At 36.4% G+C, this 20,576-nt stretch carries 10 protein-coding genes; 9 read left to right on the top strand and 1 reads right to left on the bottom strand.

The genetic code is table 11. The annotated features are described in order from the left end of the window. Positions 1–40 precede the first annotated feature (40 nt). The 4 genes from ACLTU0_RS04345 to ACLTU0_RS04330 all read left to right on the top strand — a co-directional run bounded on the left by ACLTU0_RS04345 (position 41) and on the right by ACLTU0_RS04330 (position 10,334). Positions 41–1,330, top strand: coding sequence for a galactokinase (locus tag ACLTU0_RS04345; protein WP_412276356.1), 1,290 nt, complete (start codon positions 41–43; stop codon positions 1,328–1,330). 218 nt (positions 1,331–1,548) lie between these two features. After that, positions 1,549–3,384, top strand: coding sequence for a hypothetical protein (locus ACLTU0_RS04340; RefSeq protein WP_147514999.1), 1,836 nt, complete (start codon positions 1,549–1,551; stop codon positions 3,382–3,384). Positions 3,385–3,490: 106 nt separating this feature from the next. Further along, complete coding sequence (locus ACLTU0_RS04335; RefSeq protein ID WP_412276352.1) at positions 3,491–6,130, top strand: S-layer homology domain-containing protein; 2,640 nt, start codon at positions 3,491–3,493, stop codon at positions 6,128–6,130. A gap of 22 nt (positions 6,131–6,152) precedes the next feature. Further along, positions 6,153–10,334 carry an S-layer homology domain-containing protein gene (locus ACLTU0_RS04330; RefSeq protein WP_412321506.1) on the top strand — a complete coding sequence of 1,394 codons (4,182 nt, stop codon included), beginning with the start codon at positions 6,153–6,155 and terminating at the stop codon, positions 10,332–10,334. 245 nt (positions 10,335–10,579) lie between these two features. Here ACLTU0_RS04330 and ACLTU0_RS04325 read toward each other — a convergent pair whose 3' ends face one another. Beyond that, the gene (locus ACLTU0_RS04325; RefSeq protein WP_412321505.1) at positions 10,580–12,895 is read right to left on the bottom strand and encodes a helix-turn-helix domain-containing protein; all 2,316 of its coding nucleotides are present in this window, start codon (positions 12,893–12,895) and stop codon (positions 10,580–10,582) included. Between the two features lie 194 nt (positions 12,896–13,089). Between ACLTU0_RS04325 and ACLTU0_RS04320 the strand changes: the two genes are divergently transcribed. The 5 genes from ACLTU0_RS04320 to ACLTU0_RS04300 form a co-directional block, all read left to right on the top strand. Beyond that, positions 13,090–16,245: a hypothetical protein gene (locus tag ACLTU0_RS04320; protein ID WP_412321504.1), complete on the top strand. Its 3,156-nt coding sequence runs from the start codon at positions 13,090–13,092 to the stop codon at positions 16,243–16,245. After that, positions 16,242–17,216: an ABC transporter permease gene (locus ACLTU0_RS04315; RefSeq protein ID WP_412276343.1), complete on the top strand. Its 975-nt coding sequence runs from the start codon at positions 16,242–16,244 to the stop codon at positions 17,214–17,216. The genes ACLTU0_RS04320 and ACLTU0_RS04315 overlap by 4 nt, the downstream gene beginning before the upstream one ends. Before the next feature lie 13 nt (positions 17,217–17,229). Next, positions 17,230–18,132: a carbohydrate ABC transporter permease gene (locus ACLTU0_RS04310; RefSeq protein ID WP_147514973.1), complete on the top strand. Its 903-nt coding sequence runs from the start codon at positions 17,230–17,232 to the stop codon at positions 18,130–18,132. Between the two features lie 25 nt (positions 18,133–18,157). Then, on the top strand, positions 18,158–19,738 hold the full coding sequence (locus ACLTU0_RS04305; protein WP_412321503.1) for an extracellular solute-binding protein: 1,581 nt from the start codon (positions 18,158–18,160) through the stop codon (positions 19,736–19,738). Between the two features lie 91 nt (positions 19,739–19,829). After that, positions 19,830–20,576 (top strand): glycoside hydrolase family 36 N-terminal domain-containing protein (locus ACLTU0_RS04300; protein ID WP_412321502.1); only part of this gene is annotated, 747 nt, incomplete at its 3' end.

The raw sequence follows: 20,576 nt of genomic DNA, 5'->3' as shown, positions 1-20,576 counted from the left end.
GCCGTATGGTTTTGTCTGTATCACTATCAGGAGGATATATATGCACAATATAAATATAGTAAAAGATATGCTTAAGGCAGGTGTTTATAATGAACAACTGCAGAATATATACAATTGTACGGATAGTGAAACCGAATTTTATGCAAAAAGGTACATAAGGGTTATAGATAACTTTGAATCTACGTTCGGTAAGAAGGAAAGTATAGCACTGTTTTCCGCACCGGGACGTACAGAAATCGGCGGTAATCATACCGACCATCAGCATGGATGTGTTATAGCGGGAAGTGTAAATCTTGATGTAATAGCGGCAGCCGCTCCAAACGGAACAAATGTTGTCCGGATTAAGTCCGAAGGTTATCCGATGGATATTATTAAACTTGATGAATTGGAAATCAAGGAGGATGAATTTGAAACGGCGGCGGCACTTATTCGCGGAATTATAAAAAAATTTGTTGATTTAGGTTACAGTGTTGGGGGCTTTGACGCATATACAGTTTCAAATGTATTAAAAGGTTCGGGATTGTCCTCGTCAGCAGCTTTTGAGGTACTTGTAGGTACGGTAATCAATGGTCTTTTTGCAAACGGTGAAGTGGATGCGACGGAAATAGCGAAATTCGGTAAATTTGCAGAGAATATATATTACAATAAACCGAGCGGACTAATGGACCAAATGGCGTCATCAGTAGGATCTATGGTGTTTATAGATTTTAAAAGTACAGAGAAACCTGTTGTAGAAAAATTGGAATTTGATTTAAAAAAACATGGTCATGCACTTTGTATTATTGATTCAGGAGCTGACCACGCAGATTTAACAGATGAATATGCGTCAATTCCTGCCGAGATGAAGGAAATAGCATCATACTTTGGGAAAAAGTATTTGCGTGAAATTGACAGAAATGAATTCTATGATAATATACATAATATACGTTTGAAAATAAATAATGACAGAGCGATTCTCAGAGCAATTCATTTTTTTGACGAAAACGACAGAGCGATTTCTGAGATGCAGGCAATTAAGAACGATGACTTTGAAGAATTTAAACGACTGGTAAGAGAATCGGGTTATTCGTCATATATGTATTTACAGAATATATTTTCAAATAATATGCCCAAAAAACAAGCGGTATCGCTGGTTTTGGCATTATGCAGCGAGATACTTGGGGATAGAGGAGCATATAGAGTGCATGGAGGAGGTTTTGCGGGTACGGTGCAGGCATTTGTTCCATTTGATATGCTTGATGATTTTAAACGACGCATAGAAGATGTTGTCGGAAAAGATTCGTGTCATATCTTATCCATACGCCCTGTAGGCGGTTGCGAATTGAAGTAAATGATATAAATAGGTTAAATAGGTTCAGAAATGAACCTATTTATTTTTTTGTATATATTATTCTATATTGGATTAAATTTTTCGATATAGACAATGGCAGATATAAAAGATAATATAATAACATAAAATCTCTCTCTTTCGGAAGAACAGCGGAATATCAATTTAGATATTTCGCTGATTATTCCATATTAAGGATAAGTGCTGAGGAGGCTATACTTATGAAGATAAATATAACTGAAAATATAAAAATATCAATGCGCGGATATACAATTATAAATGTAAACGCATATTGGGAGGAAAACGGCAGGAGATATGCTGTTAAGGCATGTGATGGATTAAAGATTGATTCCAATGATAAAGAGGTTATTTTAAGAGGAAGTTATGATGGACGAAATGTGGAATGGAAACTTTGTGATAAGGGAAATTATATAACCGCCGAGTTGACAATTCAATCAAAAAATGAAGTATATATTGATGCGTTATGTGCATTTCGAGGAGAGATAAAACCGGAAGAAGCAAATCAAAAATTTTTAAAGGTTCCTTTTGATAATGACGATTGGGTAAAATTCGAGTCGAAAGAATACAGTAAATCGGAAATGGGATATGGCGTAAGTGCAGTTTATAATCAAAACGGTGCACTGATTATCGGTGCATTGGAATACGATATTTGGAAAACCGGTATTATTCCCAATGAATGTATAGAAGTACGATCAGGAGTGACGGATAAACTTACAAGAGATACAATAAAGCATGGTACGGTACATGGAGAAATTGTCAAATCTCCTGTAATATATATCGGAGAGAGCAGAACATGGCAACAAGGAATGATGGGCTTTGCTGATATTTATAATGAATACAACACAAGACTTTTGTGGCACGGACCGATACCGTTTGGCTGGAACAGCTGGTATGCATATATGAAAGAAATAGATATGGATAAATATATGGAAGCATCAAAATTTGTAAGCAAAACGAATTTTTATGACAAAAATGTGTCCTATATCAATTTTGATGCATTTTGGAACGTAGGTCTTACCTCTGAAGAACTTTTAAAAGCGGCTGAATTTGTTAAAGAAAGAGGTCAGATACCCGGAGCGTACATAGCACCGTTTGCGGGGTGGATAAAAGAAGATTGTATTGATGATTATGTCACTTATGATACGGGTGAAAGGGTACGAGTTGACGGCTTTGAGGATATAAGATACAGTGATATTATATTAAAGGATTATAATGGTCGTATTTTGCCGCCGCTCGATGGAGGTTATCCGCTTGATGTAACACATCCTGTAGTTATAGAACGGCTGAGATATGTGATAAAATATCTCGGAGGTTTGGGGTATAGATATATAAAAGCCGATTTTCTCGGTCATGCCGCAGTTGAGGGGAAACATTATATAAAAGAAATTCAGACGGGTATGGCAGCGTATAACTATGCTATGCAAAAGTTGAAGGAATATTGCATTGAAGAAGGGATGTTTATAAGTCTGTCAATCGCCCCGCTCTTTCCGGGTGGATACGGACATTCACGCAGAATTTGCTGCGATGTGTTTCAGCAGTTTAAGGATACGGAATATTTGCTTAATGCAGTAACATATGGTTTTTGGCAGAATAAAAAAGTATATGAATTTACCGATCCGGATCATATCTGTTTTAACGGGAACTATGCGGAGGCAAAGTCAAGGCTGGTTTCTGCATTGGTGGGAGGAACATTAATGCTTATGTCAAATGATGTAGAAAATGAAGATATAAATAAACGCATTTTAGACTTGACGTCAAATAATGAACTTCTTGATATTGCAAGAGAGCATATAACCTTTGTTCCAATCGATGAAAGTATAGACAGAGATTTTGCATCTGTATTTATTTCGGAAAATAAAAAGTATATGATCATATTTAATATGACAGATACGGATAGAAAAATTTGTACATCAGCAAAGGGAATAAAGCCAAAAATTGGAGAGGATTTGTTTACAAAAGTAAAGATAGATTTATCTGCCACGGATTGCTATGAATTAAGGGCAAGAGATTGCACGGTTCTTCGTATTGTGGAATAAATTTTTCTATATACAGAGCTAATTATTCATAGTTGTTTTAAAGGTATCAAGTATGATATAATTTATTACAAAGAAAAATAACATTATCTAAGAGGGGATGAAAAGAATGAAACGACGTATTATATCAATCTGCTGTATATTATCGGCATTTATACTGTTTACTGCGATGAATGTATTTGCGGAAGAAAATAGCCAATCTGAAATTTTATATAGTAATAGACTGAAAGCAATGGAGGTTATACCTGATGATTTCGACATGGATAAAGAAATCACAAGGGGAGAAATATCCGAGATTGTATGCAGGATATATAATTTGGATTATACTTCGGGAGGAAGCAGGATATTCAGTGATGTGGACGAGGATAATCCGTATTATCAAGCAATAGACATGGTATATACACATGGTATAATAAGCGGTTTCGGTGACGGAAGTTTCAGACCGAATGAAACAATAACAAATGAACAGATGATAAAAATACTTATCAGTATGACCGGTTATGATGATATTGCTTCACAATACGGTGGATATCCGTCAGGTTATATGAAGATAGCAGGAGAAAACGACGTACTCGCACCGGATACAGCCGGAACAGATATTGTAACAGGAAGAAAATTGGCTTATTCGGTGTATAAAGCGATGGAAATGCCTGTTGTGTATATTGATTCTTATGAATACGGTTATATGCAGTATGATATAGACAGTAATAAAACCCTAAAGGAAAATCTTATGGCGAGCAAAGATTTATCATACAGTCAGGGAATAGTGAATTTTGACGGGATAACTCATATAAACAAGGCAGGTGTTCCGGACAAGGGTTATGCTGAAATCAACGGTGACAGATTTTTAAGCGATATTAATATGAGATCTCTTTTGGGAATGTGTGTTGAGTATTGGCTTAAAGATAATGATACAATAATATATGCATATGAGTATAAAAATAAAAACAATATACGAACATTTTCAAGCAAGGACATTGATTCGGCAGATTTTAGCAAATACACAGTTAGTGATTCAAATAACAAAAAAACTACGATAAAGCTTGAAAAAAGCATAAATGTTATATATAACGGTCAAGGAATGGAAAGCTTTACAGAGGAGGATTTAATCCCTCAGAACGGCGATGTGACGTTTATTGATAATGATAACGATAATCTTTATGAAATAGTTATCATTAATGATAAAAGATATTATGTAGTTGACAGTGTAGGAAATTCAGGCTTGTCTGTAAAATATAAGCGATATGGAGTGCAGACTGAATCCGGATATTACATAAAAGAAGATGAATTGGATACAAATGTTTATTATATTGTATACGATGAAAAAGGAAATGAAATTTCACCGTCCCTAATATCTGCCGATGATGTTGTTTCTGTAGCAAAAAGCAAGAATGGCAATGTTATAAGCGTTACACTTACAAGAAAGAAGATAGACGGTAAGATAGATTCACTTACATTGAAAAAGATAAAGATAAACGGTACTGAATATGATATTGCAATTGCTGCTGACGGTGAATATACAGATTTGGGAGTAAAGGTTGGTAAATCAACGGAAGCATATCTGAATGAAAATGGTGAGGTTGTATATTGCAGTGATGGTATAAGCAGTGACACAGTATATGCGTATATAATAAACACATGGATTGATGAAAACGGAGAAACATTGTATGCAAAGTTGGTTACGGCGGGCAATATGGGAACACTTACAAACAGAAAATATTGGTGGGTAAGCGATAAGCTTGTTCAAAATGACAATGTGTACGAATATAAGATAGCTGATAAGGCAAAGGTAGACGGATATAAGATAACATCAAGCTTGGCAGAAAGTATCAAAAATAAAGTATGTGAAATAAAAGTTCAACACAGTGAAACAGCCGGAACGGAAATTACTAAAATAGACAAACTTGTGCCGAATTTTCAATATACAAAAGGAAAATATAATCATAACACAAGCGCTATGATACAGTCGGATTTAAGTTTGATGAATTATGATAACCCTGCGGTATTGCTAAGCGGTAATATAAAAACATTGGTTGTTCCGGTGGATACGGCAGAGAAATACGATGATGATTGTTACATGGCAAAATATCGTATAGAAAATGATGTATCAACACATAATGTTGAATTTTACGGTATACCGAAAGATTCACAGACACCTAAACTGCTTGTAATGAAAACCGTTTTATCAGAAGTCGGAACAGCGGGTGGCGATAATGAAACTTGTATATTGACAGAAGGAGTATCTAAAGGCGTTAATGAAGATGATGAAGAATGTTATTTTGCACAAGCTTATGATAAAAACGGAAATGAAATAACGCTTACAATACGCAATGATTTCAGATTTGCAGACAGTTCGGTAAAGAATGCTATTATGGACTTATGTGCCGGCGATGTAATGGAAATTGGACGTGACGGACAAAACAGAGTTCTTGAAATTAAAGTTATGGCTTCTGCTTCAAGACCGATAGACGGTACACAGATGGGCATTATTGAAAAACTTCAACAGAATGTTATATGGAATAAGAGTAACGGCGATGATTTCTATAATGTATTTTTCTATATGAATGATGATGACGAACGTGTGGAGGCAGGTATAAAAGCGGAATATCCGATATTCCGTTATACACAAGGCAGAAACGGCTATGTCGATAAAATCAGTGCGGCAGACATTCTTACAGATGAAAATGGTGTCAATGCAGATACAGTTATAATAGCCGGTGACATAGCGGTTATATTGCCGCTTGATTGATAATAAGGAAGGGGTGTATTATATGAAACGGTTTATAGCTAAAATTCTGTCCGCAATAATGTTGATATCATTGATACCTACTGTTGCATTTGCGGAAAATAGCGAAAATATATTGTATGAGGAACATTTTGAAAGCGAAACAATTAAGGATGAAATAGAAAATAAACAATACGGCTGGAGTTGGGATGCGGCAGGCAATGCATCCGACAAAGCTGCATTTCAGGTAGAGGAGAATGACTACAGCTATCCGAACGGTGGAAATTTTTTGAGATTTGCGTCTACAGATTGGTATAAGAGTATGTGGACAGTACTTGACTTGCAGGAAAACGGAATATATAAACTGGTTCAAAACGGCGAGAGCCAGAGTGATGCTAAAGCAGCTGTAAGCGAGTATCTTTCAAATAATATATCTGTAAGCTTTAAGGCAAAGTTTGAGGCGGACGGAAAGGATAATGCAAAGCATGAAGCATATATACGCATAAAAAATGCTGAAAATGAAGCAATTGCAGAACTGAGTACATACTGTGAAAATAAAAGTGATACAGGTTCGCTTGTACTGAAGGCTTTGAACAACGAAAAAACGGAAATTGAGGAATATAAAATTGCAGATATAAGCTGGCAAAAAGAAAATACCGATTGGCATGACTTCAAAATAGATTTTAATATAACAAATAATACTTATAGGCTTACTGTAGACGGAGAGGTATTCAAGGATACTCCATACGGCAGTTGGATTCCGTCTGCGGCAATACCTTCGGATAATACAACAGAATCTTCACCGTGTGAAATCGGTATGATAAAAAGTTTGGAGATGGGACATTCATGGTCAGGATGGTGGCAATGTATCGGAGTTGATGATATTGTGCTGACAGAAGGTGATTGGACATCTGAGGGGCCGAATGAAACTCCGACAGTAATTGTCACACCATCACCTGAACCGGATTCGGATGTGGATTATATAGAGGATTTTGAGGGTGCAAATACAGAACAAAACATCAAAGAGCAAAATGACGGTTGGAGCTATGACGGAACAAGCGATTCTGCAAGCCATATAAATCTTTGGGTTGGCAACAATCTTTCTGACAGTAATTCTTTGAGATTTGCTTCGGATACATGGTATAAAACCATGTGGCTGATTATGAATGTCAAGGAGAATTTCATAAAGAAAAAGACCGAATCGGGCATTGATACAGAAACTGCCACGAAAGATGTGACAGAATATTTAAACGGTGACTTTAAGCTGTCTTTTGACGCTAAATTTGAACAACAAGGTACAGACGGTACTCATGAGCAGTATATTCGGATAAAAGGCTCGGATAATCATGCCATAGCCGAATTGCACCTCATGGATGATAAGCTTGGTATTATAGCTTTAAATAAGGATAAAACAGCAAATGAATTTTATGAAATAAAAACAATAGATTGGAGTAAAGGCAACAAAGAGTGGCATAACTTTGCAATATATTTTAATCATGAAAAAGATGCGTATATGGTAGAAGTAGACGGAGAAATATTCAAAGGTACTTCTTACGGAAAGTGGATACCGGGTGGTAGTGAAAGCGGAATAGGCGCATCCTCGCATGCATCGCTTGGAACTATTGAAAGCATTGAATTCGGTCATTTTTGGTCGGCATATTGGCAGAATATGTGTATAGATAATATTGCGTTATCGCAGTATGAACCGACAGAGGATGAATATGAAATAGGAAGTATTACAATAAAAAATGAGCACGGAGGAACAGTCCTGACAAAGGGCAACAGTTACAGTGCAGAGGTAAATGCGATAGGCGGCGAAACTGCGGACACACAGCTTTCATGGGAGTATTCAACAGACAATGGAGTTTCATGGAAAGCACTTGAGAGCAGTACGGTACCGAATGACGCGACTCATATAAAAGTCAGTGTTATATGCACAAGCACAGACGGAAAAACTGCAACCGGTGAAGCCCAAACCGAGATTGCCGAAACGGGAGAAGTAGATTATGTGGAAATTGTCGGAGAAAATTTTGAAGAATCTGATAAGGAAACGGAAATCCTCAATCAAAAAAATGGCTGGAGTTTAAGTGGACAGTCATACCAGGCAAAGGTTGGCACAGGTTTTGGAGGAACAAGAAATTCGCTGAGATTTGCGTCGACAGCAAGCAATGCAACAAATAATCTGCGTTTGGATCTGGTTAAAAGAGGAGCTACGTTTGAAACAAACGATAAACTGTATTTAAAATTCGATTATTCATTCGGTTTGGGTAGCGATGAAGATACGGTAAATTCGGCTTCACTTGCATATATACGAATAAAAGATACAAATAACAAGGCATTTACAACGATAAGTTTGCTTGGCGATAAAATGTATATGTCATATTATGATGAAGCAGAGGGAAAAAATAAGCAGGCTGTTATTGCACAAGGACAGGATGTAACTCTTGACATATGGCGCACAATGGAATTATATCTTGATACCGAAAAAAATAAATACTGTATGCTTATAGACGGCAAAGCGATAAGAGTTGACGGAACAGGTTGGTTTATACCGTCGGATACTATTGTTACAGGTATCGGAAAACCCAATGAGGTAAAGGGTATAGGAGCAATTGAAATAGGTCAAGAGAATTCTGCTTGGTGGGAAAACACTTGTATAGATAATATTTCTCTACAAAGATATTATCTTCCGGCTGACAGCACTCTGACCGTGAGTGGTATAAATCCGGTGAATGGATATGACGCAGCCAAGAAGATTGTTACAGGAGGAAGTGTTACAGCCGTTCCACAGACAGAAGAATCAACTATTTTGTCAGACGAAATATATATTTGGGAATATTATAACGGCAGTGATTGGGTTGAAATGACAAATAATATTGTGCCCGAAAATGCCGAAAAAGTACGAGCAACCGGCAAATTTACTGATGTATACGGTCAGACCGCACAGGCTTTTGGTGAAGCGGAGGTTTCAAAGAACAGTGCACCTGCTATATCGAATTTGAAGGTTACCGGCAGTGTGGAAAGCGGTCAGGTTTTAAAAGCGGAATATACATATACCGATGCGGACGGCGACGAAGACGATAGTATCTATATATGGCTTCAAAGTAGAACACTTGACGGAACTTATAAAGAAATAAGCAGAGAAAAGGAGTATACTGTTAAGGATAAGGATGCAGGCAGCTATATAAAACTACAAATAATTCCGAGAGATAATTACGGTGTATGTGGCAACACAGTGGAATATTCGATTGAGGAAGGTGAAGATACATTATTCAACAGAGTATGGAAAAAAATCAATATTCCAAGCGAGCCTTCGGGAAGCTCTGTTTATCTTCCGGAAAGTGATGAGGAAAACGGAGTAACTTTGAAATGGGTATCTTCGGATAACTCGATAGTGAGCAACAGCGGTGTTATAAACAGACCGTTATACGGATATAAAACAGTTACGCTTACATGTACCGCTACAGATAAGGACGGAAATACGAGCAAAAAAACGTATACCGTAACAATTAAAGGAAGCAGCGGCAGTTCATCAGGCTCAGGCGGAGGCGGAGAAGGAAGTTCGTCGGGAGGAAGCAGTGGCAGCAATGTAAATATAAAGCATGTGGCAGCGGCTCCTGTGACAAGCTGGACTGATGATGAAAGCGATAATAACGGTACAGGTGAAATCATAAATCCTGTAAAGCGATATTTTAATGATATTGACGGCGGTGAATGGTATGCTTCAAATATTTTTGAACTAAAGAAAAGAGGAATAATAGACGGAGATGATGACGGTAATTTCCGCCCGGGCAGTATGATTACAAGAGCTGAGTTTGTGAAACTTATAGTAGAACTTTTGAAAATCAAGGACAATGAAGTGGAATGCAACTTTACAGATGTTGATAAAGATGCTTGGTATTATCCTTATGTTGCATCAGCACTCAAATTCAATATAGTGAATGGTATGGGTGATGGCAGCTTCGGTACGAATTTGAATATAAAACGTCAGGATATGGCTGTTATGGCGGCAGCTGCAATAGAATTATCAAAAGAACTTGACGGTAACGGAGATTTATCGGAATTTATTGATAGTACGGCTATATCAGATTATGCAGTCGAAGGAGTAAAGAAATTGACAAATGCCGGAATCATGCAGGGATCGGACAATATGTTCAGACCTGCTGATAATGCGACAAGAGCTGAAGCGGCAAGTGTAATTTATATGATAGCTGAATATTTGAAATGATAAAACGGAAAAGGATGTCGGTTAAAATAACCGGCATCCTTTTATTATTATGATTATTAGGGAACAGAAATATCCGAGCCTGTCGGCAGAAATGATTTTCAATAGTTTTCTACGGCAAAATCGCTTTGTGGGCATCGGATGTCTTTCCGATACACCATAAAACTCCACAAAATTAAAGTAGACAAAACCACAATGGTTTTGCCTACAGTATGAAATCCGACAGCATAGTGTCGGATTTTTTTAGGTCAGTGATTCATTTTTCTGTACTGTACAGGGGTAACTCCGTAGTGAGCCTTAAATTGTCTTGAAAAATATGCACTGTCAAAGTATCCTAACTCGTTGGCTATGTCTGTTATTGAACGATTTGGGAACTTAATCAAAGCCTCTGAAGCATAAGTGAATTTTTGTTCAATCATATATTTTGAAAAAGATTCATCAGTATTTTCTTTGAAAAACTTGCTGAGGTACCCTGCGCTTATATTAAATTGCTGAGCAACTGAAGCAAGTGAAATATCTTCGGTTATATGTTCTCGAATATATTCCTTTATATCTGTAATTAGACTATAGCGTCTATCCTCCGATTGTATAGACATTTTGTCTGAAAGTTCTTTGAAAATCCTGTCTGAAAGTTCAAATAAATATACAGTAGAGCCATCAAAAAAATTATTGTCCACAATTTTTTTGAAAGCGGCATCTTCGGATATTGATATATCGAATTTCTTGGCAGTACGACACAATATAGAAAGAATGCTGACTACTACCGATTGCGCATAGCTGAATGAATGGTTGTCACGTTTTACGCTTGTAAGCATCAGATTACATTCATCACAGAACTGAGTTTGGTTATTATTCATAAGAGCATTTTCAATACGTTCTATCTGCTTTGAATCAATCAGTGAATTATCCATTTCAACTTCAATTAATTCGCTTGCCCGGAATGTGTTATCAAAACCATAGATGTACGAATATTTTATAAGGTCGACAGATTGCTCGTGCAGTTTGCCGATTTGTGAAATATTGTCCGTTTCTCCGCAGAAATATATATTGATAAGAGATTTTTCGATGATAAGACGGTGAATGGTTCTAATTATCATGTCATAATCAATTCTATCATCATTAATAACTATATCTATCGTTCTGGAGGATGATAAAGATACAATACAGTTGAATGTTTCATACAAGACATCCATAACGTCATAAAGAATGAAATTACTTTGTTCGTATGAAAACGTTTTAAGAATTTCTTCATTAAATTCTATCGTTATAAGAGAATATATCTTATGTGAAAATTCGATTCCAAAATGCGAAAGTATGGAAAGTATATTTTCGGGTGTGTCGTTTGTTAAACCGTTTATAATTTTCGTCGTGGTCTGATGAAGATGAAGTTCAGCATACTTTTTATCAAGCGAATCCAATTCAATTCTTTTCTGACTGAAATCATCAATGAGATTATTAAGAAATTCTATCTCATTATCGGAATGAGATTCATTCGCAAGACTGACTTTTGCTTTATCAACAACATCATTAAACGGTTTATATATTTTTCTTGAAAGTAGTTTCATAAGAAAATATAGCAACAGCAGTATAATAAATGCGGTAAATGATATACATAATATAACAAATAAAATCTGTTCATACCACTCCTTGGTGGAAATAATATAGACATATTTCCAATCTTTTATTTTTGATTGCAGCCATATGTATTTGGCGGTTGTATTCTGAAATTTCATTCTTGATGAACCGCTTGGAGTGCTTATAATTTTATTATAAGAAGTGGGATTTAACTTCTCTATTGAGTTTATTTCAGGAAACTTTTCACTATGTATTAGAGTTTTTGAACTATTGTCAAGAATTGCAAAGCACTGAACGCCGGTCATATCAACGTCCTTAATAAAATTCATTATATTTTCTATATCAACAGCCATAATAACACAGTTTACATTTCGTTTGCCGAAAGAAGATGTTTCATTACTGGAAACGTAGTGGACATATATAATGGATTTTTTCTGATTTTCAAGCATAATATTGTCATCCTGAGGCACATAGAAATCAGAATTTATACTATCTAAATAAGAAAAAAATCTGTTTTGGATAGAAAGATTATTTCTTATATCTGAAACACTGTAAACGATTCCGTCATATGAAGATACAATGGAATCGAACTGTCCGTTATAGAGAATTACATTGTCGATAAAAGGATTTTGTTTCTTAATATCGGAAATCTCCTGTTGCATAGTTTTCATTTCGTCGAATGACATATCGTTCATATTTGAAAAGAATTTCTTTATGCGAGCATTTTCGGAATTTGTATTAAAATATGTATCGCACAGATAATCTATCTTTTCAAACAAATATTTATCTGTAGCTGTCGCCATCTGTTCCAATGCCCATGTATTTGAACGTGTAATAATATTGTCGGAATGGTGTGAAAAAACAATCATTAATACAGTTGAAAAAATAACAAGCATCAAAATAAATAAGGACATAAAAAGAAAAGTCGATTTGATAGCTAAATTGTTTGTGTTTTTGTTGCTCAGTTTTTTCAATGTAGTTTTTAACATAGACAACTATTCCTCCGTTGATTTTGTTTTCTTCATTTTATATATTGATTTTAACATAAAATAAGCCTATATTCAATAATCTTTTTGTTGAATATTAAAATTTTCTATATGAGATAAAATTTTTACACGTTGAAAAATTGGTGGAGATACAGTATTATAGAATTAAGAAAAATAAAGAGAAAGGGGTGCAGACTTTGAAAAAGTTAACAGCATTTTTTACGGCATGCATTATAACAATTTTAGTATCAGCTTCTGTAATTCCAGTACAGGGAAGTGCGGCGGTGAACGGATATCAATGCAGTACAGAAGCTTCATATGGAATGATTACAGATGGCGAAAACTTTAAGGTTACTTCGCTTGAAGACGGAGCGGGAATGATTGTTAATGCACCGGTATCGGGAAGCTATAAGATAAACTTTCGCGGAAAAGGTGACGGACTGACGATAGATGCCGGAGATAATATATATGAAATGACTCTCAACGGAGAAAATCAAATTTCAGATATTTATTTGGATAAAGGCAGGCATGAAGTACAGTTGTCTGGAAAAGGAAAGCTTGATTTTCTGAAGGTGGAAATAGAGCAGACAGTATATGAAGCAGAGGGTGGCAGACTTGGCGGATACGCTGTGAGAAACAGTAGTAGCGGTGCTTCGGGTGGAGCGGTTGTATCCAATATAGGTGCTCCGAAAACAGATTTTGGAAATATATTGCTTGACGTATACGCACCGTATGACGGTGTATATGGAATTATAGTGGATTATACATCATCAGGTAACATACCGTTTTATATTAAATCCGGTGACAGTAGCGTTGAGGTTACCTCGGCAAAGGATATGCAGTTTTCAAAAGAGGGACGAAAATATGTTGAACTTCCCCTAAATGCCGGTTCAAATGACGTAAAGATATACGGCGAAGCAGGAAATATGGGCTCGGTGGATTGCATTACAGTATTTGCTCCCGAGGAAGTTATGGATAACTGTTATGAAGAAACGGAAGCTAAACTTTTTGGAAGTGCAGAGATAAGAAATAATCTTTATACTGCGAAAAATAGCAGCGGAATAACAGGAATAGGTCCTGACGGCAGTGCGGAATTTAATGTAAATACAGATTCGGGTGCATATGAAATGACAATATGGTATTCATCTCCTGAATATCGCGGAATGGAAATATATATTGACGGAAAATATCATGACAGATTATATTGTCCGATTACCGCAGAGGATTACAATACTGAAACAATAAGCACAAAAATCAATTTGTCAGCAGGCAAACATAAAATCCAATTTACAAATTCTTATTCCGATGCACCGGATATTGATAAAATACAATTGACAAAATCATCGGAAAGCAAAACAAGGTATAAGTCGTTGGGAACGAGAAATTTTGACAACGGAACAGTATCTATTAGATATAATATGGAGACTGGAACAGGTGATTTTTACTGCGGCGATACACTTAGAGTAAAGGGTATAGAGGCTGTGGCTAAGCTTGAAGGCGACGATACAAATACTGCTGTTAAATCCTCCGATTACTCTTATAGAACGGTATCGAAGGAAGACGTTGAAGACGGATACGGAAAGGGAACTCTTTATACGGTAACTTCATATGAACCCGGACTTCCGATAATGCGTCAGAGATATTGGTTGTATAACGGATTTGAATACATTATTACCAATATGGAAATTGAATCTGATAAAAGTATTTCTTCTAATTTTCTTGCTCCGATTACTGCTATGGGTAGCGGGATTGTAAATATTGGAGAGATTGACGATGGAAGAACACTTTTTGTTCCGTATGATAATGACGGATGGGTAAGATACCGTGGAGATGAGATTAACGGTAGACATATCAGCTATTGGGCTACCTCGTTATATGATAACACTTCAAGAGCGTCGATAGTTACAGGATCAATTGATCATGACACATTTAAGACGGGAACAAGCGAGTATTCACGCGAAAACAGTATAAACTTCTTTGGCGGATTTGGAGGAATATGGTCCGCAAAGGATACTTATGATTATGTCCCGCATGGAAGTATAGACGGAAACATACTGACATCACCGAGATTTTTTCTTGGATATTTCGACGATTGGCGCGATGGCATGGAGGCTTATGGAGATGCAAATACAAGAAATATCCCAATGCTGGAATGGAAAGATGGCGTACCATTCGGTTATAACAGTTGGTATGGTCAGGGATCAAAAGTAAATTATAAGGAGTCCATTGATGTATCCAACTTTATAAAAGAACTTGGAGATAATGATTTTAAGGGCGATAATGATGTGGCATATATTAACCTTGACTCATATTGGGATTCTTTTTCAGATGATCAACTTAAGCAATTTGTTGAGCATTGTCATGCTAATGGTCAGAGAGCAGGTATATATTGGTCTCACTTTGTATTCTGGTCTACTGAAGCTTGGTGGAATATGGGAGTGCCAGGGTATGATTATACATACCGAGATGCCGTGCTTGAGGAACCGAACGGTGGAGTTGCGGCAATTCAGAAGGATTCCAGCTCACTGCCTATGGATCCGACAAGCGATGCTATGAAAGCAAGACTTGATTATATAATGAATAAGTTTATAGACTGTGGCTTTGAGTTTTTGAAAATAGATTTTCTCAACTATGCCGCTTTGGAGGGAAATCATCGTGACCCTGCTGTAAAAACAGGTATGCAGGCATATAATCAGGCGCTAAAAATGTTTACTGACTATGTTGATACAGATAAGTTTTTTCTAAGCTATTCGATAGCACCACTGTTTCCATATCAGTATGCACATGCAAGAAGAATATCGTGTGATACTGCAGATGATATAGGCGAAACGTCATATATGCTAAATTCTCTAAATTATGGTTGGTGGGAGGACAATACTTTGTATCAGTTTACCGATCCGGATCATATTAGTTTTGCTGCTTCGGCAACAGAAGCGAGGACAAGATATAATTCAGCAGTTATATGCGGAACTATGATGCTTTTAAGCGACTCATATAAAAATAAGGGAATGCGGGAGCTTACAAAAGAACTGACATCAAATGAGGATATTAATGCTCTTGCGAGAAAAGGAAAAGCATTTAGACCTGTTGAAGGTAATACAGGACAGTGGACAAACGATCTGTTCACGCTGGATGATGAAGATGGCTTTTATCTGGCGGTATTCAACTATGAGCGCACAATGAACAAAAAATACAATATAGATTTGGAACGCATAGGTTTGGAAAAAGATACTGAATATTCTGTGACCGATATGTGGAGCGGAAAAAACATGCAGGTCAAAGACATAATGAGTATTGAACTTCATCCTGAGGAATCAAGTATATATAAAATAAAAAGGGGGAATAACCGGTGAAATCAGCAACGCAAAAAAATTTGAATGCTATGCCGACTGCAAAAAAAATGAATCTTAAGACGAGATTGTATCGGCAGCGTTATTTATACATAATGCTTATTCCTGCGATAATATGGGTAATTCTGATGTGCTATCTTCCTATGTTCGGATTGTATATGGCATTTACAAATTATGTTCCGGACGGAACGCCGTTTTTTCAGTCATTTTTCGGAAGTGAATTTGTAGGACTGCAATGGATAAAATATTTTATATTTGATAGCGGTGACTTTTACAAGGTAATGAGAAATACACTTGCAACAAGTCTTTTGACAATTATATTCTCAATTCCGGCACCGATAATAATAGCACTTGCTCTTAATGAAATAAGAATGAGAAGATTTAAACGAGTGGTACAGACAGTATCATATTTGCCGTACTTTATTTCGTGGGTTGTTGTTGCAAATATATTTATAACGCTTTTGTCACAAGACGGTGTTATAAATGCAATTTGTTTAAAATTACATCTTATAGATGAGCCTATACAATATTTCCAAAACGGAAAGTATTTCTGGTGGATTATAGCGATTGCTAATACATGGAAAGGTATGGGTTATAACTCAATAATATATCTGTCTGCAATATCGGGAATAGACGCTGCAATATATGAAGCGGCAGAGGTTGATGGTGCAGGCAGACTTCAAAAAATATGGTATATAACGCTTCCGTGTTTGAAAGACACGATAGTTATTATGCTTATACTTGCCGTAGGAGGCATACTGAACGCGGGCTTTGAACAGCAACTACTTATGCAGAATAATCAAATTATGGATTATGCACTTGTTATAGATTTGTATTCTTATAAGTTTGGTATTCAGCAGTCTATGTATTCATACGGTGCGGCTGTGGGATTGTTTAAATCGGTAATATCATTTGTGCTGTTGGTTATTGTAAATAATATATCGCGTAAATTTGACAGTGCACACATAATGTAAAGGAGGTGCTGAAATGAAGAAATATGGAATTAAAAGGACTAAAAGTGATATTGCAATGGATACCATATGCGTAATATTTTTAACAATCTTATTCATTATAACATTTTATCCGTTTTGGTATGTATTTATAGCATCTATAAACGATCCTATGGATACAATGAAAGGCGGACTGTCGCTATTGCCTCGAGTATTGAATTTCAGTGCATACGGTGTTATTATGAAAGATAAGGAGTTTTTAAACTCTATGGCTGTAAGCGTGTTAAGAGTAATAATAGGAACACCTCTTTCGGTATTGTTTACTTCAATGCTTGCATATGTGCTTACAAAAAAAGAACTTGTGGCATATAAGTTTTGGAGAAAAATATTTGTCTTTACAATGTATTTTGGAGGCGGAATAATTCCGACATATATGGTATATAAAAGCTTGGGACTTATAGATAATTTTGCGGTATATATAGTTCCTTCAATTATAAGTGTATATTACATGATACTTATTAACAGCTATATGTCACAGCTCCCAAAAGAGTTGGAAGAATCGGCAACTATTGACGGGGCAAATGATATAGTAATATTTTTCAGGATTATTATGCCGGTGTCGGTGCCGATAATAGCGACAATCGCATTGTTTGTAGCGATAAATCACTGGAATTCATTCTTTGATTCATATTTATACACAAGTAAGCAAAACTTGAAAACGCTACAGGCAGTAATGATGAACATACTTAATCAATATCAGACAGCAAGTCTGACCGATACAGCGGGAGCGGCTGCCAATGCTGCAAGACGTCAGGCAACATCTTCAGACAGTATAAGAATGACGGCTACAATAGTATCTACAATACCGATAATTATGGTATATCCGTTTGTACAAAAATATTTTGTTTCCGGAATTATGATGGGAGCAGTAAAAGGATAATTATAAAAAGAAAGGAATGACAAAAATGAAAACAAAGAAAATAATTGCAATAGCATCTGCTGTAATTTTGGCAGTTTCCTCTCTTGCAGGATGCGGGGGTAATAATAAAAAGGTTGAGGAGGGAAATATTACTCTTACGGCTTACGATAAAAATGTAACTACATCATTCGGAAACGATGACGTTTCGAGTGAAATTATCAAAAAAACCGGTGTTACTCTTGATTATAATCAGGCATCGGGAGATGCAAAAGAAAAATTAAATCTTATGCTTGCATCAAATGACTATCCGGATTTGATATTAATTGATAGAAGTTCCGGTATGATTGATAAGTTCATATCCGCAAAAGCACTAATTCCGCTTGAAGATCTTATTGAGGAATATGCACCTAATATAAAGGAGCAGTACGGGGAATATCTTAATCGCTCAAAGAGTGAAGACGGTCATATTTATGGACTTCCAAACTGGTACGGCATAGACGAAGAGCCTGTTCTTGCATTTATGATCAGAAAGGATTATTTGAGTGAAGTTGCTCCCGAGGAGGTTGTAAACGGGGACAGACCTATAACACAGTCTGAATTTATTGAATACCTTAAGGCATTTAAGAAAAAGCATCCTGATATTGACGGAAAAACAAGTATTCCGCTTACAATGTGGTCGGAAAATTGGGGAAGTGCTATTGGAAGCTTTAAGGGTATGTTTGGTATGAAAACATATGCGGAAAAAGATGGAGCATTGCAGCTTGATTTTAAAGATGAAAATTACAAACCTATGATGAAGTACATAAACCAAATAAAACGCGAAGGACTACTGGATGTGGAATGGGCGACCAACAAGGAACAACTTTGGAAGCAAAAGCTTACATCAGGTGTGGTATTTGCTACGCCTGAGGCATATTGGAATACCGGTGAGGCAAGCACAATTTTGAGCGAAAGCAATGAAGATGCAGTATATTTGCCTTATAAGGTTGTTGCAGATGGAGTAGATCCGTCAAAGACAACGTATAGTTCAAGAAATCCTATGGGTTGGGATATTGTAGGTATTACTTCAACAAATCCTTATCCTGAAAGAACAATTGAATTTCTTGATTTTATTGCAAGTGATGAAGGTCAGAAACTGATAATGAGCGGTATTGATGGAGTTAATTATACTGTTAAGGATGGAGTAAGAACAATTGATGAGGCTACACTTGATGAAATGAATACAGACATATCGGCATATTCCAAAAAGACAGGTGTGAGATATTGGACAATTTGTGTTAAGAATGGCGATGCTAAGGACGGTTTGCCGTATTATCTATACAATGCTTATAATTCTGATGAAACGACTGCTTTTGCAAAAAAGACGATGGGTGATACTGTTTGGGATTGCTCACCTTACGAGGATTTGACTCCGGTCGGCGGAACTGTTGAGGCACTAAATTATAAAAAGCTTAGTGATTTGTCACTTGAATACAGCACAAAACTTATCAATGCTTCAAGTGAAGAAGAATTTAATACCGTATGGGATAGCTTTATGTCTGAGGCGGAGAGCCTTGATGAGGCTAATGTTGAGAAGATTATAACTGAAAATTATCAGAAAAAGCTAAAACTATGGGGAATGAAATAAGAAGATAAATGTTACTTAACGCCTTATCTGCCATAGATAAGGCGTTAATTTTTTCAAACAGTTTTTAAGTAGAAAGGTTACGGTGATTATTATGCCAATTGAATTTAATAATAATATATTTCATATTTATAACGATAGCATAAGCTATTGTATTGAATTATCAAAGTACAAAGACTTGCTTCATATATATTATGGAAAACGAATAGACAGTAATAATATATATATTCTTAAGCGTGACAGAGCGTCATTTTCAGCTTATGAGGGCAAGGATTATAAATATTCTCTTGATGTATTGCCGCAGGAATATCCAATGTTCGGAGCACAGGACATGCGTTCTCCGGCACTGGAATTTGAATATGAAGACGGAAGATATGATATGTGCAATATGCGATATAAGTCGCATAAGATTATTCAAGGAAAACCGGATATTGAGGGTTTGCCGCATATATATGAAAATAGCAGTGGAGAATTTACAACTCTGATAATAACGGTTGGAGATGATATAAGCGGAGTCAGTGTTGAACTGTATTACTCCATAAGCGAAACTATGCCGATAATCTGCCGTCACAGTAGAGTATTAAGCGGCAAAACGGCAGTGTACCTAACAAATGCTGCAAGTGCAAGTATAGATTTTTCGGACAGTGATTTTAAATATATGCATTTGCACGGTGCGTGGATTCGTGAAAAACACATAGAAACGGCAGAGGTAAAAAAAGGTTTTCAAGGCATTGAAAGCAGACGTGGGGCGAGCAGCCCGAATGAAAATCCTTTTATGGCTATTATGAGAAAAGATGCGGGAGAGGATTTCGGTGAAGTATACGGATTTTCTCTTGTTTAC

This window comes from Hominilimicola sp., from assembly GCF_046972485.1.
In the GTDB taxonomy this organism is placed as follows: domain Bacteria; phylum Bacillota; class Clostridia; order UBA1381; family UBA1381; genus Hominilimicola; species Hominilimicola fabiformis.
Note: the sequence above shows the minus strand (reverse complement) of the source record. Positions and strands in the feature narration are given on the sequence as shown.